Raw genomic sequence first — 22795 nt, forward strand, 5'->3', positions numbered from 1 at the left:
GAACAGGTATGACGTTACTTATTGGACAGCCCCTCAAAGGTCATATGAATAAGTCCTTGATCCATTTGTAAATGTCATTGCCAATCGCAAAGGCCATCAATCCCAGCAAAATAACCATGCCCACTTTTTGGGCCACCTCCAGAAACTTATCACCGGGCTTTCTGCCTGAGACTATTTCAAATAATAGAAATATGACATGTCCTCCATCCAGCGCCGGAATAGGAAGCAAATTCATAAAGGCCAGCACCATGGAAAGGAAACCGGTCATGGTCCAAAAATTCAGCCAATCCCAGGTGGAGCCGAATATCTGAGCAATGCCAATAGGGCCACTCAATGATTTAGAAGCCGAAACCTGGCCACTTAATATCTTTTTGAAAGCCTTTATCTGATCGATGATAATTTTAAAAGCTTTTTTTGTGCCATGGGGAATAGAGGCCCAAAAGCTATATTCTATTCTGCTATATGCCAACTGGCTGTCAATGGCGAAACCTAGCTGCCCTTCCTCATTAACATAGGCTTTGGTGGATTGGAGGGCGCCATTTCTCATATATTTAAGGTCTATTTCCTCATCTTTATTTGCTTGTAAAACCTCATATATTTCCTGAAAATAGTCAATTTTGCGATTGTCAGCTTCAACGATGATATCACCTTTTTTCAGTCCGGCATAATCAGCTCCCTTTCCAGTGAGTACTTCACCTACCTTAAAGGGCCTTAAAGGTTCTACAAAAGGCAATTTATCTTTGTTGTCGGAAATAATATCCAAAAAATTGGAAGGAATATTTATGATAACGGTGTCAGCGCCTCTTAATACTTCATAATACCCATTGTCTGAAAGAATTGCATCGGTGCTGGTGATGTCCGAAAACCGCTGATAGTCTTTGCCATTAATTCTCAATACCTTATCACCAATCTGAAATCCAAGTTGTTTTCCCAATTCGGTGGGGTACAATCCATGTTTGTTAGCTTCTTCTTTCGAAAGATAAGGTTCGCCAAAATTGAATGTCAGGACAATAAATACAAAAATCCCTAAGAAAACATTCATGATCACCCCTCCGAGCATAACGATCAACCGTTGCCAGGCGGGTTTTGCCCTGAACTCCCAGGGTTCCGGCTCATTGGCAAGACTTTCCGTATCGAGTGATTCATCTATCATTCCGGTTATTTTCACAAATCCTCCCAAGGGAATTGCCCCTAAGGAATATTCCGTTTCCCCATATTTAACCCCAAAAATTTTCGGAGGAAATCCGATGGAAAACTTCTCGACCCTCATCCCAAAGAGCTTTGCGGTGATCATATGCCCAAACTCGTGTATTCCTACTAAAATCGATAGACCCAATATTAACTGGGCCGCCATTATCAATGCTTCCATTTACCTTATATATTCAATTGCTTTTACTCTAGTTTCTTTATCGGTCGATACATAGTCTTCCAGGGTAGGAGATTTTATATGACTGACTTTCGACATACATTCCTCAACCACCTCCGACATCTGTAAAAACCCTATTTTATCATTTAAAAACGCAGAAACAACCACTTCGTTGGCAGCGTTGAGTATGCAGGGCATATTTCCACCCCTGTCAATGGCCTCAAAAGCTAAACGAAGATTCTTAAAAGTATCTGTATCCGGTTTTTCAAAATCAAATGACGGATAATCTGCAAAGTTAAATCTGGGAAAATCAGATTTTAACCGTTTCGGATAACTCAGCGCAAACTGTATAGGAATACGCATATCCGGCAAACCTAGTTGCGCTTTAAGAGATCCGTCCTCAAATTGCACCATGGAATGAATGATGGACTGGGGATGGATTACCACCTCGACCTGATCGGTTTTTAAACCGAACAACCATTTAGCTTCGATTACTTCCAGTCCTTTATTCATCAAAGAGGCAGAGTCAATGGTTATTTTCGCACCCATTTCCCAGTTGGGGTGCCTGAGCGCCTGTTCTTTAGTGACCGAAGCCAGAAATGACTTGTCTTTTCCTCTGAAAGGGCCTCCGGAAGCGGTTAAAATTATTTTTTCAATCCGGTTCCTGAACTCTCCGACCAGGCACTGAAATATGGCGGAATGTTCGGAGTCGATTGGATATATATTAACGCCGTGCTCCAGGGCCAGCCCGGTTACCAACTCTCCTGCCACAACCAGTGTTTCCTTATTTGCCAGCCCAATGTTTTTGCCAGCCTCGATAGCCCTGATCGTAGGTCTTAAGCCGGCATAACCAACACAGGCGGTCACTACCAGGTCGACATCATCCATGGTCACTGCCGAACATATGGCATCATCGCCTGTGTAAACCTTGATATCCAGGGGATCCAGGGCGGCAAAGACCCGGTCGTAATGCGCTTCATTACCGATTACCACCACATTGGGTTTATACTTTTGTGCCTGTTCGATAAGCAGACCGGCATTGTTTTGGGCGGTGAGCACTTCTGCGATGAATCGATCCTCATGTTGCCCTATCACCTCCAGGGTCTGTGTGCCAATCGAGCCCGTGGACCCCAGAATGGCTATATGTCTTTTCCCTTCCTGTTTCAATGCTTTTTCATGTTAGTGATTAATGATGAAGGGAACCAGCCCGGAAGCAATTTTTCTGTCATTTGATAATCGGGGGACTTTATTTTGACCACCTAACTTTCCCTGCGCCTTCATGTAGTTTCTAAATGCATCTTTTTGCAACTTCACCACTTTTAAACTTCTCAAAATGTTTCCTGAAATAAGATCGTCATAATAGGTGTTTAACTTTTGCAAATGCAAATTTAAAGTTTTTTCAAAAGCGATCAAATCAGAAGGGGCATTATTGAATTCCACGTACCACTCATGCAGTGGTAACCCCTCCGCCGGTGTCACCTGTGGCGCAACGGTGAACTCAACTAAGTCTACTTCCCGATGCTCCTGCATGGCATACTTCATGGCTTTCTCCACTTCTTCACCGATAACATGCTCTCCAAAGGCGGAGATAAAGTGTTTTATTCGACCCGTGACCAATAACCTGTAAGGATTTTTGGAGATAAATTTTACTGTATCACCAAGAGAGTACCCCCACAAACCTGCATTATTATTTAAAATAATGGCATAATTGACACCTGTTTCTACTTCTTCTACAGTAAGGCGCCGGGGATGATCGGTGAAATATTCTTCGGCAGGAATAAACTCGAAAAATATACCACTGTTCAGGTTAAGTAACAACCCCTCCTGGGTCTGGGAGTCCTGAAACGCCACAAACCCTTCGGATGCCGGATAGGTTTCCACTGAGTCGATCACCTTGCCTATGGCATCGAACAGCCGGGCCTTATAGGGTTCAAAGTTCACTCCACCATATACAAACAAAGAGAATTGCGGGAAAACATCTTTAATTTTTTTTCCCGTCCTTTCCTGTATTTTATCGAAATACATTTGCACCCAAGGCGGAATACCGGATATGAGCGTCATGTTTTTGTTCAGGGTCTCATCGATGATTTTGTCCAATTTTGCCTCCCAGTCCTCCATACAGTTGGTTGCATAGCTCGGCATTTGATTTCCTCTCAGGTAATCAGGCACATGATGGTTAACAATGCCGGAAAGCCGCCCGGTAGGTATTCCGGCCGTGTCGGTAAGCTCAGGACTTCCAGACAAAAAAATCAGCTTTCCATCTACAAATTTTGAATTTCCGGTTTCATGGATATAATTCAGTAATGCATTTCTGGCAGTGTCAATATGGTTGGAAATAGACTCACGGGTAATGGGTATATATTTTACACCGGATGTGGTGCCTGAGGTTTTGGAAAAATAGATAGGCGAACCCGGCCATAACACATCCTTTTCCCCTTTTTTTACTAACTCCATGTAGGGTCTGATGGCCTCATAGTCACCAGTCGGCACTTGTCGCCTGAAATCATCATAATTCTTGATCTCCGCAAAACCGTGATCTTTACCGAACCTTGTGTCCCGTGCACGCGCGATCAGGCGGTTGAATATTTTGGCCTGATAAAAACCTGGTTTTTTTACCCATTTGTTTTGCTGATGGATAATATAACTGGCAAAAGGTTTGCTTAGTACAGATCTAAATCCCATAATCATGCAAATCTAATAAAGGGATTTCACATTATTGCATTTATGTTTCTATTCCTTGACCGTACCGGCAGGGGAGTGACGGATTAATGTTAAATTGTGTTAAAACCACTTTTTAAATAATTGGCAGGGTTTATTTTTGAGACAAAATAGATAATAACTACTTAATTATAGCTATGAAAAAGAACCTATTATTGATAGTAATTGCATTTCTAAGCGGGATAGGAGGTGCCTTTACCTACGATTATTTCCAGCCTGGCAATGATATGGCATTATCAGATAGCCAAAATACACCGCAGGCGGATCCCAGTTACGTCGCTCTTAAGGAAACGGTTAGTAAGGCAACGTCCGGGTCATCCGTAACAGAAAATTCAGGTTCGGCCATAGAGACAATTGTATCAAGGCCTGATCTGGTCGAAGCCTCTCAAAAAAGTACTAATTCTGTGGTTTTTATAAAAACTATATCCGGCCAGGAATATGGCAGGGGAACATGGCTGGACTGGTTTTTTGAAGGAGGCAGAGGACAAACTTCAGGAAGTGGGTCAGGAGTTATATATACTGCCGACGGTTATATCGTCACCAATAATCATGTGGTAGATGACGCCGATATCATCGAAGTTATACATGGTAAACAAATTTATCCCGCACAAGTGGTTGGAACGGATCCCTCCAGCGATCTGGCTGTATTGAAAATAGAGGAAAAAAGGCTCCCGGCCATCCGGTTGGGCAGTTCCGGGGATCTTGCTGTGGGTGAGTGGGTTTTGGCCGTAGGCAACCCGTTTAACCTGACTTCAACGGTAACGGCAGGTATTGTCAGCGCCAAAGGACGGGACATCAACATTTTAAAGGGGCGGTTTCCTCTCGAGTCTTTCATTCAGACTGATGCGGCCATTAATCCGGGCAATAGCGGAGGTGCCCTGGTTAATGCCCGGGGTGAGTTGGTGGGAATAAACACTGCCATTTTGTCCAGGACCGGTTCTTATGCAGGGTATGGCTTTGCTGTACCGGTCGACATTGTGAAAAAAGTTGTCAGGGATTTGATCAACTACGGGGAAACTCAGAAAGCATTTTTTGGTGCAGAGGTACTTGACCTCACTCCGGAAATAGCTGAAACCATAGGTGTAACTGATCTCAACGGCGTGGTCTTAGGCTATATCCAAAGAGATGGCGCCGCAGAAAAAGAAGGATTGCAAAAGGGTGATGTTATTTTGGAAATCGATCAAAATGTAGTGGACAGCAAAAGTGAATTTGATGAGCGGATAAGCTATTATTCGCCCGGAAACCGTATTAATATCCTGTTCAAACGCGACAACCAAATTAAAAACAAAACCCTTACCCTTACCAACAGGGAGGGCACCACAAGTCTCATTAAACGTGAAATCTACACTTCCAAGGCCTTGGGGGTGGAGTTTGAAACAGTTTCACTGGCAGAAAGGGATCAACTGGACATTGATCACGGTATCAGGGTACTTAAGGTAAAAGACGGGTTTTTCAGGCGGTTAGGTATCAGGGAAGGATTTATTATTACGGCAATTAATCGCAAACCGATGAAAACCCCGAAACAACTGGCCGAAACCCTGGAAAATATTGAGGGAAGTGTCAGGGTCGAGGGGATTAATGAAAGGGGAGTCAGGGGTTATTATTCGTATTATTTTTAGGGGGCGTTGGGGGATAGTGAAAATGAAAGTGAAAATTAAAATGGGGGGTTAGGAGATTTGGAAGGTGAAGGGGAGGTCGAATAGCTCTTCGTATTGTTTGCCGGTTTCTTCCATGTCTTCATCGTCTTCATAATAACACCATATTACCTTGACACCCTGGTTTTTTTGATGGATTTCATTGAGAATATGAAAAATATCCAATAGAAATTTGGAAGAGCTGGTATTCATGTATTCCAGGGCAAAGGTAAATTCGGTACTGTCATTTGGGGTCGATTTGTATGCATTCAACCAGTCCATAATGGGTGTATAAAACGCAACGGTGTCTTCCATAAAAGAAGTGCCTGATATTTTCAGGTTACCTTTTTTGTGATCGAATTTAACTTCCGGAAATTCACCCGATTTTTTAATAACTAAATGTTCCATCTTGTAATCTTGGCATTTAAATGCTTTAAAATTAGCGAAAACTTCAAACATAAATCTGTGTAAGTAAGATTTTTAGATATTTGTTTATTCTGCGAGGCTCATCCTGTCGGGTGAAAGGGAAATTTAATATTGCTTCACTGATCACAGGCGTTTGGCATTGTAAGATTTTCACATAGTTTTTGTTTTAATGCCTATGAGTACTGCTAACAGAAGGGCAATTCTTTCAAAGTCTTCTTAAATTAAAAATAATTTTTAAGTATATTTATTGGATGGTGGGCCGGGCTTGATATTTTTTTAACAAATGCAGGGTGACGAAATGTAATTTGACCTCATTTGATAGCATCGGTATGGCAAATCGATGTAGTTTGAATGTTAGGCTTAAAATTAAGCTGGAAATCAATTAAATCACCAATGGAGCTTTTACACCTGTTCTGCGGGAATGGCTCTTTAGAAATGTTACAGTCGATGAAGGTGAACATAAAAAGACGATCTTTGTATTTTGGCATTTCCACATTGCTTATAGCAGCAATTTTTTTTACGCAATGCCAACCCTCTGCCGGAGTAGCGGATATTCCGGATAAAGTGGATTTTAATTTTCACATCCGGCCGATTCTTTCCGATAAATGTTTTGCCTGTCACGGACCCGATGCCAATCAAAGAAAAGAAGAACTCCGGCTGGACACCAGGGAAGGTGCATTGGCGGCGTTAAAAGACTATCATAACCGTTATGCCATTGTTCCGGGTAAGGCAGAGGACTCTGAGGTTTACATCAGGATTAATTCTGCCGATACCACCCAGGTGATGCCACCCGCCTCTTCTAACATGAAGCTTTCCGATCGCGAAATAAAACTGATTAAAAAGTGGATTGATCAGGGTGCTGAGTATAAACCTCACTGGTCTTTTGTCGCCCCCCAGCCTGTAACACCACCAGCGGTAAAAAATGAGTCCTGGATTACCAATGAGATCGATCATTTTATGTTGGCCAAAATGGAGGAAACGGGTTTATCTCCCAATCAAAGGGCAGACAAATATCATTTACTGAAGCGGGTATCATTCGATTTGCTTGGGCTTCCTCCGTCGCTGGAGCTTCAGGAAAGATTTATAAACGATACGTCTCCCGAAGCTTATGAAAAACTGGTGGACGAATTGCTGACAAGCCCACATTATGGAGAAAAGATGGCCATCCACTGGCTCGATGTCGCCAGATACGCCGATTCACACGGGTATCAGGATGACGGTTTAAGGACGATGTGGCCCTGGCGTGATTGGGTCATTCATGCTTTTAATCAAAATTATCCGTATGATCAGTTTCTTACCTGGCAGTTAGCAGGTGATTTATTGCCAGACAAGACCAAAGAGACGATTTTGGCCACCGGTTTTAACCGAAACCATAAAATTACGCAGGAGGGTGGGGTCATAGATGAAGAATACAGGATAGAATACGTAACAGATCGTACCAATACGTTTGGCAAGGCCTTTCTGGGATTGACTTTCGAATGCGCCAAATGTCACGACCATAAATACGATCCTATCTCTCAGAAAGACTATTTCAGCACCTTTGCATTTTTTAATCATGTCCCTGAAAAGGGCATTTTCGGGACGATCGATGCTTCCTTTGCCGACCCACCCAACATGCAGATTACCGAAGAGGATATTAAGAATTTATTGGCATTTGTCAATAAAAAAGACACCACTAAGCTTGAAGTGATGGTGATGAAGGATTCCATGGGATTACGGAACACCCACATTCTGACCAGGGGCAATTATGATGCGAAAGCTGAAGAAGTATATGCTGACACACCTGAAGCGATTTTAAAATATGATACCACCAAACTCGGAAGTAACCGTCTGGGTTTGACCAGGTGGCTGCTGGACCCGGCCCATCCACTTACCTCCAGGGTCTTTGTCAACCGGATCTGGCAGGAAATCTTTGGCCGGGGCATCGTGAAAACTGCAGGCGATTTCGGCATGCAGGGCGATCTGCCTTCACATCCTGAATTATTGGATTGGCTGGCCCTCGATTTCATGAATAACGGCTGGGACATTAAAAGACTGATCAAAAAAATTGTCATGTCCTCCACCTATACACAATCATCTGAAATAAATAAAAAAAAGCTGGAAAAAGATCCGGAAAACATCTATTTGTCAAGGGCAAACCGGACCCGGCTGGGTGCAGAAATGGTAAGGGATCATGTGTTGACCAGCAGCGGATTGCTAAACCCTGAAATTGGTGGCCCCAGTGTAAAGCCTTATCAGCCGGAAGGTATCTGGGAATCGTCGACCTCGGGCCGGGGGCTGTTGCAAACTTATATTCAGGACCATGGTGATGATCTGTATCGCAGGGGAATGTATACTTTTATTAAGCGCACTGTACCTCCCCCCATGATGTTGATGTATGATGCTTCGAACAGGGACCAATGTGAGGTAAGGCGTCTGACAACCAATACGCCGCTACAGGCACTCGTGATGCTGAATGACCCCACGGTTCTGGAGGCCTCCAGGGTACTGTCTGAAAAGCTGGTGGTGACCCCGCTTTCGGTGGAAGAGAAGGTGGAAAAAGCCTTCCGGTTGATTCTGTGCCGTCAGCCGAATGAAAAAGAAAAAGTTTTGTTGACGACGTATTTTCAGGATGAGCTCGAACGTTTTGCCGGACATCCGGAAGAAGCCGGTAAATTTATCACCATCGGAGAATTCCCAAAACAGGAGGCGGAAGATGATATAGAAGTGGCTGCACTGATGCAGGTCATTCATACGATATATAACATGGAAGAAGCCATCACTAAAAGCTAAAAATACAAATAGTATGGAAAAACCTTTTTTGGAAAATCGCTTAAACGTTAATCGCCGCCATTTTCTGGGCAAGCTGGGGTTGGGTGTAGGCGGAGTGGCACTGGGTTCTTTGCTGGCACCTGATATCTTCAAAAGTACAGGCGAAGCAGGTGAGGGGGTGCCCCTTGGCTTCAAGCACTTTGCCTCCAAAGCCAAACGTGTTATCTATCTTTTCCAAAATGGTGCGCCCTCCCAACTGGAGAGTTTTGACTACAAACCCAAGCTCAACAAAATGTTTGGCGAAGATTTACCTGAGTCCATAAGAGGTGGCCAGCGTCTTACCGGTATGACGGCCAATCAGGAAAAATTTCCGCTGGTTGGCTCCAAGTTTGCCTTTAGCCAATACGGCCAGTCAGGTGCCTGGGTAAGTGAGTTATTCCCGAACATAGCCAAGATAGTCGATGATATTTGTGTGATAAAAACCATGCATACCGAGGCTATCAACCACGATCCGGCCCTGACTTTTATGCAGACCGGGGCGCAGGTAGGCAACCGGCCCAGTATGGGCGCCTGGCTGAGTTATGGCTTAGGCAGTGAAAATAAAAACCTTCCGGCGTTTTGCGTCCTGTTGTCAAGAGGCCGGGGGAATGGACAGGGGGTGTATTCCAAATTGTGGACTAACGGCTTTCTGGATAGCATCCATCAGGGTGTGCAGTTCAGTTCCGGAGAAGATCCCATTCTGTACCTTAATAATCCGGAAGGCATGGATATGGCAAGTCGCAGGAAAATGCTGGATCATTTGGCGTCTCTGAATGAGATGGGATACCGGGAATTTGGGGATCCGGAAATTCATGCCAAGATCAAACAATATGAAATGGCCTACCGCATGCAAACCGCTGTACCGGAGATCACAGACCTTTCAAAGGAGCCGGATCATATCATCAAGATGTATGGGCCCGATTGTCTGGTGCCTGGCACCTATGCTGCCAACTGCCTGCTTGCCAGAAAGTTGTCTGAATCCGGTGTGAGATTTGTTCAGCTATATCATCAGGGTTGGGATCAACATGGCAATCTTGTAGGTGAAATGCCCATGCAGGCTCAGGATGTCGACCGGGCATCGGCAGCACTGGTAACTGACTTAAAACAGCGGGGCCTGCTGGATGAAACCCTGGTTATATGGGGAGGGGAGTTCGGACGTACAAATTACTGTCAGGGCAAATTAACCAAAGAGAACTACGGCCGCGATCATCATCCGAGATGTTACAGCCTATGGATGGCCGGTGGAGGGATCAAAGCCGGGATAACTTATGGTAAGACCGACGAATTTGGCTATAATATCGTTGAGGATCCCGTTCACGTGCATGACCTCCATGCCACCATTCTCCACTTAATAGGTCTTAATCATGAGAAACTTACCTTCAAACACCTGGGGCGCCGTTTCAGGCTGACAGACGTGCACGGTAAATTAGTGAAAGGAATCATCGCATAAGTATGGCCAGACTGGAAAAGATCGTTTCCAATTTTGTTTTTTTTCTGCTTTTTCTGCTGGCCTTTCTGTTGATTTTCGAATCACATGTAACCATCCCTTACTGGCTTCAACCGGTAGGGCGCATGCATCCGATGGTATTGCATTTTCCTATTGCACTCATCGTTATGTTGGTACTGCTGGATCTTTTCCAGTCGCACCTGGAACCCGCTTCTTTTGAAAAGGTCCACAAAGTCTTGCTTTACGCTACAGCAGTTACTACTTCACTATCGGCTATTATGGGTTTTTTCCTTTCAAAAGAAGAGGGGTATACTTCTGACCTGATGGCACTGCACAAATGGATCGGTGTATCGGTCAGCTATCTGGTTTATTTGCTGCTGCTTACCGATCAGAAAAAGTGGTGGTATAAAATTACGCTTTACAGCAGCCTCGTAATCCTGTTCTTTGCAGGTCATTTCGGAGCAGGCCTCACACACGGAATGGACTTTCTGCTGGAACCCATCACCAAAAACCAGAAAAAAGAGATCACGGAAAACACCCCTGTATTTGAGGCTTTTGTAGATCCGATTCTGGAGGCTAAGTGTAAGGGATGCCATAACCACCAAAAGCGGAAAGGAGATCTGGATATGACTAGCTATGCGTTAATGACCAGGGGCGGGGAGCATGGTCCGGTATGGATTCAGGGAAACCCCGCCGGGAGCGAGATCATCAAAAGAGCCCTGCTTCCCCTCGAGCATGAGCATCACATGCCGCCAGAAGGGAAACCACAGCTTACCGGCTCAGAACTGGCATTGCTGAAAAGTTGGATTAGCGCTGGGGCTGACGCCAATGTTTCTATGGCGCAATTGGATCCATCCGATACCTTGTTAATGCTGGCCAAACAGCGTATGAAAGCCCGGCAGGGAGGCGGAAACCGCCCCCGGTATGATTTTGATTTCGCCAGTAAAGACCTGGTAGCTTCACTTAACAACCCCTATAGAACGATCGTTCAGCAAACCCCCGGCTCACCGGCGCTGGACGTAAATATCTTTGTTAAACAAGCCTTCAAATCCGAATACATTTCAGAATTAAAGAAAATAAAGGATCAGGTGGTTTCCCTGAACCTGGCATATATGCCGGTGAAAGATGATGATCTGACAACCATAGCCGCATTGGATAACCTTGAAAAATTAAACCTGAACCATACCGACATCACCAGTGCAGCTTTGGCCTATTTAGACAAGTGTACCAGGTTAAATTCACTTTCATTGTCAGGAACAGCGGTGGATATGCAACTTTCCGACGGGCTGGGGCAATTGCCAGCCCTTAAGGATGTTTACCTTTGGAACACCTCCATAACTCATGACAATCTTACGGAACTGAAAAAGCAGTGGCCCGCTATCCGGTTCCATCTGGGGTATCAGGCCAATGAAGAAGATCTGATCCGGTTGACACCTCCACTTTTGAAAAATAAGAACAAGGTTTTGGAAAGAGGTGAAAGAATAGTATTGGAACATAAGTTGCCCGGGGTTTCCATCCGTTATACAATAGACGGTTCCGACCCTGACAGCATTTCTTCCCTCATATATCAAAAACCTATTGATATTCAGTCATTTACAGATATTAAGACAATAGCTTACAAAGATGGGTGGTTAACCAGTGAGGTGCAGGTGTTTGAGTTTTTTGTTAAAGGGGCGTCACCGGTGGAGGCAGGATTGATCAACCCTCCGAGTCGAAAATATCAGGGTAAAGGGGCTATGTCACTGATGGATTTCGAGAAGGGTGAGGCTACCAATTTTAGAGGTAAACCCTGGCTGGGTTACAAGGACAAGCCCTTTGCTGCCTGGGTGGATTTTGGCGAAAAACCTCCTGCTTTACAGCAGATGGTTTTGAGTTTTGGCATTAACATGAGCCAATACATTATGCCTCCTGTTCAGGTTGAGATATGGGGTGGGAATGACCTGAACGATGTAAGATTGCTAAAAAGACTGACCCCACCACCACCTGACGCGTATCGACCCGATGCTGTAAGTGGCATGCGTGTACCTTTTGCTACTTCCAGTTTCAGATACTACAAAATAAAGGCCTTGCCGGTTAAAAAACTCCCCCCGTGGCATGCCGGAAAAGGTAGCCCGGGATGGGTATTTGTAGATGAATTGTTTTTTTATTGAGAGTCAGATCGTTCTCATCTTTAACTTTTTACGCATACCATCGATGGAATGCCTGAAATTAGCATCGGTATCCATCATATCATTGACGGATTGCACCGCATGAATGACGGTACTGTGGTCCCTGCCACCGAAATGATAGCCGATAGCTTTCAGTGAGTGATTTGTATATTCTTTTGAAAGGAACATAGCCACCTGTCTGGCGATGACTATTTCTTTTTTTCGGGTTTTGTCCTTAAGGTCATCCAGAGGCACCTCAAAGTATTCCGAAACGGCTTTTTGAATGTAGTCTATGCCAACCTCTGTTTCAATATTATGAACTATATTCTTGAGCGTCTGTTTGGCCAGCTCCAGATCAATTTCCCGCCTGTTCAACGATGCATGGGCGATTAATGAAATGACCACCCCTTCCAATTCCCGTATATTGGTATCTACGCTGTAGGCAATGTATTCCAGCACATTATCCGGAATATAAATACCATCAGCCTGTAACTTTCTTTGAATGATAGCTACCCTGGTCTCAAAATCGGGCTGCTGCAGATCTGCTGTAAGTCCCCATTTAAACCTGGATAACAGCCTTTCTTCCAATCCTTTCAAATCCCTTGGGGGGCAATCACTGGTCATAATGATTTGCTTACCCGATTGATGCAGATGATTGAAGATGTGGAAAAATATTTCCTGGGTTTTTTCCTTGCCCGAAAGAAACTGGACATCATCGATAATGAGGGTATCGACCTGCAGATAAAAATTGGAGAAGTCCTGCACATTATTATTTTTCAGTGCCTCTATGAATTGATTGGTGAAGTTTTCAGAGGTGACATATAAGACAAACTTATCGGGGATATTTTTTTTAACCTCATTGCCGATTGCCTGCACCAGGTGTGTTTTGCCCAGCCCTACACCGCCATAAAGCATCAGGGGATTAAAAGAAGTTATGCCTGGCTTTTTAGCGACCGCATAGCCCGCCGACCTCGCCAGCCTGTTACAATCCCCCTCGATATAACTTTCAAATGTGTATTGAGGATTGAGTTGTGAGTCATGCCGTAACCTGTCGACTGACCTCAGGTCGAAAGGGCTTTTATAATAAGTATTGTGTGCGTAGTTTTCGTTGCTTTTATTATTGGTCCTGTTAGTGGGGAGATTGATAGTATAAGGGCTGTTTTTTTCATCGCCCTGATCTACAATGACAGAATACTCCAGTCTTCCATTGGAACCTAGCTTTTGGTCCAGTGCCTGCTTAATAATATGAACGTAGTGCTCTTCCAGCCATTCATAAAAGAATTGGCTGGGTACTTGTATGGTGAGCACATTGTTATCGAGCTTTAGCGGTTTAATCGGCGCAAACCAGGTCTTAAAGCTTTGATCCCCAATTTGCTCCTTAATTACATGGAGGCACTCATCCCATACCGTACTACAGTTCAATTGCATAGACTAATTAAAGTTTAAGGTGAAAGTTTGAGCCCCTTGAGAGAACAAGGGAAACAAATTTGTGAAAAAAAAAATAAAGAAAAAAATGATGCAAGACTTGACTTTTTAGTATACCGTCAGGATCGGATTTTTGCAATATTTTTTTTTAAAATTCTTTAAAAAATACAATCTATTTCTCCTAAAGTAATAAGCGCAAATATGCATAGAAATGACAGCAAACTTTGTGTTCAGCATTGCTGAATGCAAAATTTACTACGCCCAACATTCACCGGAAATTTAAGTTATTTTTGTATACATAATATAGTAATATTTGTTATAAAATAGCAAATGAATTCAGATAAATCGAAACGGGAAAAACGGGCCAATCAGATAAAGGCGATCGCCGGAGAGCTGGGTTTTGACTTTTGCGGAATTTCCAGGGCGGAGTTTCTGGAAGAGGAGGCTCCGAGATTAGAGTCATGGCTAAATCAACATATGCATGGCAAAATGGCGTATATGGCCAATCATTTTGATAAAAGACTGGATCCTGGCAAATTAGTAGACGGTGCTAAATCCGTCATCTCACTTATTTACAATTATTATCCGCAAGAGGACTTTAATGGGTCTTCAGGATACAAAATCGCTAAATATGCTTTTGGTAAAGACTATCACTATGTGATTAAAAATAAGTTAAAGGTTTTTTTTCAACGCATACAAGCCGACATCGGTGAAGTTAATGGCAGAGTCTTTGTCGATTCTGCTCCTGTTCTTGAGCGTGTATGGGCTAAAAGAAGTGGCCTTGGGTGGATAGGCAAAAACAGTTTGCTGCTTAACCGGCATATGGGAAGTTTCTTTTTTCTGGCAGAGATCATCCTCGATTTGGAACTGGCCAGTGATGGCCCGGCGAAAGACTATTGTGGCACCTGTACCCGTTGTATCGATGCGTGTCCGACTGATGCCATCCCAGCCCCCTATGTAGTTGACGGAAGCCGGTGTATCTCTTATTTTACTATAGAATTAAAAGACGAAATTCCGGCGGAGTTTAAAAATACATATGATGACTGGATATTTGGCTGTGATATCTGTCAGGATGTATGCCCCTGGAACCGTTTTTCCACGCCTCATCGTGAAGAGCAGTTTGTTCCCGGTAAGGAACTTAAAGCCATGAGACAAGATGACTGGCTCGAAATAACCCGTGATGTTTTCAATCAATTGTTTAAGGGTTCAGCAGTGAAACGTGCCAGATATGAGGGATTGAAAAGAAACATTAGTTTTATCAGTAAAAAAAAAGCCAGCCAGAAATGATAGCATAAAACCTAATGACTGAATACCTTCCGTCTAAGAACCGCTCATCAAAACAAACCTCCGCAAATAATTAAGCCCCATGTGAATGGGGCTAAGTGATTAAAATTCAATTAAGTCGTAAGGAAACATTTGTTGAGAATAGGCTGGTAAATGTCCCCATACTTCGCATAACACCATTTCCTCAATTCCTTCAATTCTTCGGGAATTAAAGACTTTATTGCTTTCAACAGCTCTTTTTCGAAGAGCTTCCTATCAAAACTAACTTTTGAAAGAATTAATTTAAAATACTCTAACATTAACGGTTGGTTTGATTTAAAATTCTGGTATTAGTATTAAAATTGTTGAAGGATTGTCATGTAATATACAACAAAACTTTAAACAAAAAAAGTGTTTTTCCATGTTTCTTGATCAAAAATGACTGTGCTCGTGACAATTTGAATTAATCACTATACATGTTTCGTCAAAACATTAAGCGCTTAATAACCAGTCAATTCCAACTACCTTCCAACTACCCTTTGCCCGCCCTGCTTGTGACTGCCAACTACAGTACGATTGATTGTTATAGATTATTGTAGCATAGAATGTTAAATTTTGTTAAACAGCCCGACAAGACCTGTAAGCGGAAAGTTTTTAAACAGAATGTTCATTACCTTTGTTCCCAGGTTAAGACCGGTTCTGCGGGAGTCGTATTCTTGCGAATTATGTTAAAACTATAAATTGTATGCGCAATACTCTATTCAAAGCAGTAGTTTTATCCATGCTGGTGATGGTGGTTTCCGGCTTTGTTGCCAATGCCCAGGAGGTCGCTATTGAACTCGGACCCGATGAAATTGCGCTTAATCAAGGTTTTACCATTACCATTACGGTACACAATGAAAGGCTGAAGAATTATGATGATTTTCCGGAAATAGAGGGTTTCAGAAAAATGGGGACCACCTCTTCATCCAACACCACCGTTATAAATGGCCAAATATCTTCATCGCAAAGCACTATTCAGCAATATGCTGCCCTGCGTGAGGGAACTTTCAGGCTGAAGCCATTCTCCATGACTGTCAACGGAAAAAAGATCCGCTCTCCGGGTAAAACCATCGAAGTAGGCCCCGCCTCCAAAAGAACTGCCAGAACGGATCCTTTTTCCAATAGTATTTTTGATGAGTATTTTGGCCGTAGCAGTGGCGAAGAAGAGTTTATGGATGTAAAAGCCGATGCTTTTCTGGCTTTAACTACGGATAAAGACGAAGTGTATCTTGGAGAAGGGTTTACAGCAACATTGGCCTTTTATGTTTCAGAAGCTAACCGGGCAGAACTGGAGTTTTATGATTTGAGCAGGCAGGTTTCAGAGGCTACCAAGCTGATCAGCCCGACCAACTGTTGGGAGGAAAGCTTTAGCATAGAAAATATCAAAGGAGAATTGGTCGTGTTGAATAAGAAGCGTTATATGCGTTATAAACTGTTCCAGTCAGCCTATTATCCATGGAATCTGGAACCTATCGAACTTAATTCAGTGCCTTTGGAACTCATTAAATATAAGGTGTCAAAACGCCGTTCATTTTTCGGAAGAAATAAAAAAGAAGATTTTCAAACATTCTACTCTCTCCCCAAAATCATTGAAGTAAAAGACCTGCCCCCGCACCCACTGAAAGATGAGGTGGCAGTGGGGGATTATTACCTGGAAGAAAAGGTTAGTTCAACCACCCCGAAAACCGGCGAAAGTTTCAACTATCGCTTTCAGATATTTGGTGAGGGAAACATATCGGCAATTAATAATCCACAGATTCCCGATGATGAAATATTTGATTTTTACCCACCTAATATCCGGCAAAATATTAAAAGAGGGAATGGAAAAGTGGATGGAGTAAAACAATTTAATTATTATGGGATCCCCAATGAGCCAGGAAGTTACAACCTTACAGATTATTTTAACTGGATATTTTTTAATACCAGGACAGAACGCTACGATACATTATCCTCTAAAATTGCATTGAATGTCACAGGAGAAAGTAAAAGAAACCTTTCCATTTCTTCAAACGATTTAGGTAGCTTTTATGACATTATCGATTTTGAAAACAACAAATTAACCAGCCGGATTGGGGATGTTTACACCAAAATTTTTGCTAACATTTTTATTTTAATTATGTTAGTGCTTTCTCTGATATTTATTTTTAGAAAGTAGTTTCATGGGGAACACCTTTGGTACAAAGTTTAAGATCACCACTTTTGGTGAATCTCATGGTAAAGCCATCGGAGTAATCATAGACGGTTGCCCGGCAGGCTTACAGCTTGATGAAGCATTTATTCAAAAGGAGTTGGCAAGGCGTAAGCCAGGACAATCCAAAATTACCACTCAACGGAAGGAAAAAGATGAAATGCAGATTTTATCGGGTATATTTGAAGGAAAGGCTACGGGCACTCCGATACACATACTGATCTGGAACGAAGATGCCAAAAGCAAGGACTATTCACACATAGCGGAGAAGTTCAGGCCATCACATGCTGATTATACCTACCATGAAAAGTATGGCATCAGGGATTACAGGGGCGGTGGTAGAAGTTCTGCCAGGGAAACGGCCGCCCGCGTAGCCGCCGGAGCCATTGCCAAAATATACCTGGATGTTAAAGCTATTCATATCAACGCTTATGTGTCTCAGGTAGGGGACTTAAAGTTGGATAAGTCCTATCAGGAACTGGATTTGACCAACACCGAAAATAACATTGTGCGCTGCCCGGACGAGGACATGGCACAAAGGATGATAACCCTTATCGATAATACACGTAAAGAAAGGGATACCATAGGTGGTGTGGTTACCTGCGTAATACAGGGCGCACCTGCGGGACTCGGAGAGCCGGTATTTGACAAACTGCACGCGGATTTGGCAAAGGCCATGATGGGTATTAATGCTGTTAAGGGCTTTGAATATGGGAGTGGATTTGCAGGGGTAAGCATGAAAGGTTCACAGCATAATGATGTTATCATTAACAAAGATGGAAAGATCAAAACTAAAACCAACTACTCGGGAGGTATCCAGGGAGGTATAAGCAACGGCGAAGATATCTATTTTAATGTTGCTTTTAAACCGGTGGCCACCATTATGAATGACCAGGAGAGTATCGATATCAAAGGAGAAAAAACCGTAGTCTCAGGTAAAGGCAGGCATGATCCTTGTGTAGTACCAAGAGCCGTGCCCATCGTTGAGGCCATGGCAGCTTTGGTCATCACAGATCATTTTCTTATGAACCTAACTACAAAACTAGCATAAATGAAAAAGCTTGCACTGCATTGGAAAATCATCATTGGGTTGATATTAGGTGTAATCTGGGCCTTGTTATCCAGTTCTTTGGGATGGAGTAAGTTTACACTGGACTGGATCGATCCTTTCGGAACAATTTTTATTAATCTTTTAAAATTAATAGCGGTCCCGTTGGTACTTTTCTCTATCATCGACGGGATTTCAGGGTTGTCAGATGTGACAAAAATTGGCAGGATGGGTGCGAAAACGCTGATCATCTATTTAACTACAACAATCACAGCGGTAGGTGTTGGATTGTTTATGGTTAATGCAGGCCAACCGGGTACCTATATCGATGAAGAGCAAAGAATTGACAATCGGATTGAATATGAGCTTTGGGCGGGTAATAATGAGCATGTAGCCATACTGGATGGAACCTGTCTGACCTGTGATGAGTCAATGAGAGACCGGGTGGCTAAAGTTTCCGAAAGAAGCAAAGAGGCTATGGTAGATCAGAATTTAACCAACAAAATGTCTTCCGCCTGGGCTACAAAAGAACAGGGCCCCTTGCAGTTTATAGTGGATATGATTCCCAGTAACATATTTTTCTCGCTTAACAACAACAGCCTCATGCTTCAGGTGATCTTTTTTGCAATATTTTTCGGAATCACCATTATAATCCTGCCTAAAGAAACTACCGAGCCCGTTAGGAAACTGGTTGCGAGCATTAATGAGGTATTTCTGAAAATGGTACATATTGTCATGGAAGCTGCGCCGTTTTTTGTATTTGCCTTGCTCGCCGGAACGGTATCCCGCATGGCCGGGGATGATACTTTTAGGGTGTTTGCGATCTTTAAAGCGCTCAGTTCCTATGCAATTGTTTTGGTAACCGGGTTAGCTTTTATGGTATTCGCTTTTTATCCGACTGTTATGCGGTCCTCTGTAAAAGGAATGACCTATAAGAAGTTTTTCAAAAGTCTTAGTCCCGCCCAGTTGCTGGCTTTTTCTACCAGTTCCAGTGTGGCTACACTTCCGGTTACTATGGAGTGTGTGGAGAAAAATTTAAAGGTGCCTGAAGAAACTGCCAGTTTTGTCTTACCCATCGGTGCGACTGTGAATATGGATGGTACCAGTTTATACCAGGCGGTGGCTGTAGTTTTTCTTGCCCAGCTTCACATGGTGGATTTAAGCATTTCGCAGCAGCTTGTGATCGTCCTTACCGCCACCCTCGCTTCGATCGGGTCGGCAGCGGTTCCAAGTGCCGGCTTAATCATGATGATTTTGGTGCTGGAGTCCGTAGGTTTGAATCCGGCATGGATTGCCATAGTTTTTCCGGTGGATAGAATTCTTGATATGTGCCGGACCGTAGTCAACGTAACCGGTGATGCTACAGTAGCTACCTTGGTAGCCAGTTCGGAGGGTGAACTTACTATGGATGATACAAAAACCGCCGGCCCTGCTCCGGAAGAGGAATTGGAAGCGGCAGCCATAAAACAGGATTGATAATTTTGTCGATTAGGTTGTAAAGTTATCCTTGTTTGAACTATTTTGTTGTAACTTTGTTTCCATTAAAATAGTATGACATGGAAAATACGAATTCAGAAAATAACATAGTCAATTTATACCTGGAAGCTAATCCAAATCCCAATTCTTTGAAATTTGTGGTGAATTTTATGATAGTTCCGGAAGGGAAAAGCTATGATTTTCCAACGGCAGAAAGTGCGGTTGAGGCCCCACTGGCTGCGGAGATATTTAAGCTCGATCATGTAGAGCGGGTCTTTTACATGAGCAATTTTGTGACGGTTACCAAATCAGGTGATGTCGAATGGATAGAAATTCAGAATGACATAAAAAACCTGATTAAGAATTATCTTCAGGCAGGGAAGCCAGTGCTTTCAGATAATTATAAAGAAGCAGTCGCTGAGAATGTCGAGGAGGAAACGGATATTGAAAAGAAAATTAAATCCATACTGGATGATTATATCAGGCCGGCAGTAGAGCAGGATGGAGGGGCCATCAGTTTTCATTCTTATGTGGATGGAACTGTCAAAGTCTTGCTGCAAGGTTCCTGCAGTGGCTGTCCTTCTTCCATGGTTACCCTAAAGGCCGGAATTGAAAATCTTTTGAAAAGAATGGTTCCTGAAGTGCAGGAAGTAGAGGCCGAGGGCGTTTGATAGGAAAATAGCTCGACACCCACGTCACGCACGGTTTGTGCCCTTCAACATCGTGAAGTACACCAGCGTCCCGTGGCTGTTGCGTTATGTTCTCGACAAAACCCTTTGTGTCTTGGTGCCTTTGTGGTTAGCCATTTTTCACCACGAAGGCACCAAGACACAAAGAGACTCAAAGCCGGTTTTAAAAAACATTCAGAGACTGCAGGAATACCAGTATAATCAGCAATGGAGAAATTACCTTCACAAAAACCGGCCATACCTTCATAAAAATTGAGTCTGCGACAGTGGGGCTACCTTTTTTCAGTTCTTCAAGGATACTATTTCTATTCATTACCCAGCCAATGAAAATGCATATTATCAAACCCAGGAGGGGTTGACTGTATTGAGTGGTAAAGCTTACCACCATCCCAAACAAGGTTTCGAAATTTGCTACCAAAATAATACTAATAATCCAGAAAACACCTCCGATTACCCAGGTCGAGCGTTGCCTTTGTAAGTTTCTGGTATCCACCGCATAGGACACCGGCACCTCCAGCATGGAGATGGAAGAGGTTAAGGCGGCGATACTCATCAACACAAAAAACACCAGGGCGACAGGAATTCCTACCGGGCCCATAGAGTTAAACAACTCGGGCAATACCTGGAAGACAAGGGTAGGTCCTGAAATCAGATTGCCAGCCGGGTCAAAAATTTCTGTTCCTGCATTGGCAGCTACGTACATAGCTGGAATGATCAACAAGCCTGCTAAAAAAGCAATGGCAATATCTGCAAGGGTCACAAACACCCCCAGGTATACCAGGTTTTCTTTATTGGCAATATAAGAACCGTAGACCAACATCGTGCCTACTCCCAGGGATAAGGAAAAGAAAGATTGCCCCAAAGCACTTAGGATTAATTGCGGATCGGTTATTTTGTTAAAGTCAGGTAGCAAATAAACTTCCAGACCATCGCTGGCCCCATCCAATGTGAGTACATAGATGGTCAGTAAAATCATCATAAATATGAGTGTCGGCATCAGGCGGGAAGACCACTTTTCAATCCCGCTTTTCACGCCACCGATGATAATACCAATTGTCAATAAGTAAAATAAGGATGTAAACAAAATGTTTCTGGTAATATTGCTTTGGTCTACCACCCAGGCTGCGAGATGATCCGCTCCTATTAATTTAAAAAAAGGTTCTACAGCGTATGCCACCATCCACCCTGCTAAAATTGAATAGAAACTAAGGATGAGTCCTGCAACAATAATTCCAAAATAACCTGCCGGAACGAAAGTTTTGCCTCCTGCCATAGAGCGGTAAGCCCCTACAGGATTTGACCTGGCATGCCGGCCTATGACAAATTCTGCCATCAACAGGGGGTAGCCAATAAAAAAGGCAAGTACTAAATATACTAAAACGAAAGCAGCTCCACCGTTTTGTGCGGTTTGGGTAGGAAACCCCCAGATGTTTCCTAAACCTATGGCGGAACCTGCCGCCGCCATAACAAACCCGAAAGTCGAGCTGAATTCACCTCTTGATTTGGCCATGTTTGAAAAGAATATTGATGAAAAATAGGTTCGAATTCATTGCGTCATGCAAAATAAAAATCGCAAATTATAAAAATTCACCACAAATCATATCAATTTTCTGTCGCGATTTTAAACCTGCCTACCTATTGTATACCTGAAATGATTTCAATTGAGCCTCAGAGCCGTTTTTCCAGGTGTATCCGGTTTTCAGCTACAGATTCCGCCTCATCCACTTTTGTGATATTAAAACCATTGCCCAGCGCAAAGTAAAGCATGGGCCTTAAACAGTTTCTGGTCTTCATTTTGACTTTGGTATACCCTTTTTCTCTGGCCCAGGCTTCCTGGTAATCAGCCAGTTGCCGTGCAACACCCATCCTTCTGAAATCTGGTAATATTCCGCCCATCCAGCTATAAAATGAACCGTCGTGTTCTTTTTGGTACCCCACCTTAAAGCCTATGGGTTTATTTTCAACATAAGCCATGGCGATTAAATGGGGAATATTATGTAACCGCTTTTGATACTCATTGTGCCGATAGGGCTCATGGAACTCGGGAATCTGCATAGAGACTCGTACCGCTTCCTCTATAGACCCTGGTTTTATGATGATGTCAGCCATATCCGGATTTCCTGATAAAGATTTTAA

16 protein-coding genes are annotated in these 22795 nt (G+C 43.3%); 9 read left to right on the forward strand and 7 right to left on the reverse strand.

Features of this window, described 5'->3' with window-relative positions:
• Positions 1-40: 40 nt before the first annotated feature.
• Genes rseP through AC04NP_RS06215 form a run of 3 tightly spaced genes read right to left on the reverse strand, consistent with a single transcriptional unit; the run spans position 41 to position 4048 of the window.
• Positions 41-1369 (reverse strand): RIP metalloprotease RseP, encoded by a 1329-nt coding sequence (rseP, locus tag AC04NP_RS06205; RefSeq protein WP_482858651.1) that lies wholly within the window; start codon positions 1367-1369, stop codon positions 41-43.
• Entirely contained in the window at positions 1370-2533 is a 1164-nt protein-coding gene (locus AC04NP_RS06210; protein ID WP_482858652.1) for a 1-deoxy-D-xylulose-5-phosphate reductoisomerase, read from the reverse strand. It abuts the gene before it with no gap.
• A 12-nt stretch (positions 2534-2545) separates the two neighbouring features.
• Complete coding sequence (locus AC04NP_RS06215) at positions 2546-4048, reverse strand: GH3 auxin-responsive promoter family protein (RefSeq protein WP_482858653.1); 1503 nt, start codon at positions 4046-4048, stop codon at positions 2546-2548.
• 173 nt (positions 4049-4221) lie between these two features.
• Here AC04NP_RS06215 and AC04NP_RS06220 point away from each other — a divergent pair, with 173 nt between their 5' ends.
• The gene (locus AC04NP_RS06220; protein WP_482858654.1) at positions 4222-5703 is read left to right on the forward strand and encodes a S1C family serine protease; all 1482 of its coding nucleotides are present in this window, start codon (positions 4222-4224) and stop codon (positions 5701-5703) included.
• 48 nt (positions 5704-5751) lie between these two features.
• Here AC04NP_RS06220 and AC04NP_RS06225 read toward each other — a convergent pair whose 3' ends face one another.
• A complete protein-coding gene (locus tag AC04NP_RS06225; protein ID WP_482858655.1) occupies positions 5752-6126 on the reverse strand; it encodes a DUF1987 domain-containing protein in 375 nt (124 codons plus the stop codon).
• A 465-nt stretch (positions 6127-6591) separates the two neighbouring features.
• Here AC04NP_RS06225 and AC04NP_RS06230 point away from each other — a divergent pair, with 465 nt between their 5' ends.
• The 3 genes from AC04NP_RS06230 to AC04NP_RS06240 are packed head-to-tail and all read left to right on the forward strand — an operon-like array spanning position 6592 to position 12531.
• Positions 6592-8916: a PSD1 and planctomycete cytochrome C domain-containing protein gene (locus AC04NP_RS06230; protein WP_482858656.1), complete on the forward strand. Its 2325-nt coding sequence runs from the start codon at positions 6592-6594 to the stop codon at positions 8914-8916.
• Positions 8917-8929: 13 nt separating this feature from the next.
• The gene (locus tag AC04NP_RS06235; RefSeq protein ID WP_482858657.1) at positions 8930-10384 is read left to right on the forward strand and encodes a DUF1501 domain-containing protein; all 1455 of its coding nucleotides are present in this window, start codon (positions 8930-8932) and stop codon (positions 10382-10384) included.
• A gap of 2 nt (positions 10385-10386) precedes the next feature.
• Positions 10387-12531, forward strand: coding sequence for an FN3 associated domain-containing protein (locus AC04NP_RS06240; RefSeq protein WP_482858658.1), 2145 nt, complete (start codon positions 10387-10389; stop codon positions 12529-12531).
• 3 nt (positions 12532-12534) lie between these two features.
• Here AC04NP_RS06240 and dnaA read toward each other — a convergent pair whose 3' ends face one another.
• The gene (dnaA, locus tag AC04NP_RS06245; protein WP_482858659.1) at positions 12535-13956 is read right to left on the reverse strand and encodes a chromosomal replication initiator protein DnaA; all 1422 of its coding nucleotides are present in this window, start codon (positions 13954-13956) and stop codon (positions 12535-12537) included.
• A 327-nt stretch (positions 13957-14283) separates the two neighbouring features.
• Here dnaA and queG point away from each other — a divergent pair, with 327 nt between their 5' ends.
• The 5 genes from queG (at position 14284) to AC04NP_RS06270 (ending at position 20641) form a co-directional block, all read left to right on the forward strand.
• Positions 14284-15240 carry a tRNA epoxyqueuosine(34) reductase QueG gene (queG, locus tag AC04NP_RS06250; protein ID WP_482858660.1) on the forward strand — a complete coding sequence of 319 codons (957 nt, stop codon included), beginning with the start codon at positions 14284-14286 and terminating at the stop codon, positions 15238-15240.
• Between the two features lie 721 nt (positions 15241-15961).
• Complete coding sequence (locus AC04NP_RS06255; protein WP_482858661.1) at positions 15962-17413, forward strand: BatD family protein; 1452 nt, start codon at positions 15962-15964, stop codon at positions 17411-17413.
• A 4-nt stretch (positions 17414-17417) separates the two neighbouring features.
• Positions 17418-18497, forward strand: coding sequence for a chorismate synthase (gene aroC, locus AC04NP_RS06260; RefSeq protein ID WP_482858662.1), 1080 nt, complete (start codon positions 17418-17420; stop codon positions 18495-18497).
• On the forward strand, positions 18498-19970 hold the full coding sequence (locus AC04NP_RS06265) for a dicarboxylate/amino acid:cation symporter (RefSeq protein WP_482858663.1): 1473 nt from the start codon (positions 18498-18500) through the stop codon (positions 19968-19970).
• A gap of 80 nt (positions 19971-20050) precedes the next feature.
• A complete protein-coding gene (locus AC04NP_RS06270) occupies positions 20051-20641 on the forward strand; it encodes a NifU family protein (RefSeq protein WP_482858664.1) in 591 nt (196 codons plus the stop codon).
• Between the two features lie 181 nt (positions 20642-20822).
• On the opposite strand, the gene AC04NP_RS06275 is transcribed toward AC04NP_RS06270, so the two are convergent.
• Entirely contained in the window at positions 20823-22169 is a 1347-nt protein-coding gene (locus AC04NP_RS06275; RefSeq protein WP_482858665.1) for a sodium-dependent transporter, read from the reverse strand.
• A gap of 158 nt (positions 22170-22327) precedes the next feature.
• Complete coding sequence (locus AC04NP_RS06280) at positions 22328-22768, reverse strand: GNAT family N-acetyltransferase (protein ID WP_482858666.1); 441 nt, start codon at positions 22766-22768, stop codon at positions 22328-22330.
• Positions 22769-22795 lie beyond the last annotated feature (27 nt).

Source organism: Agaribacillus sp. DX54 (genome assembly GCF_056858335.1).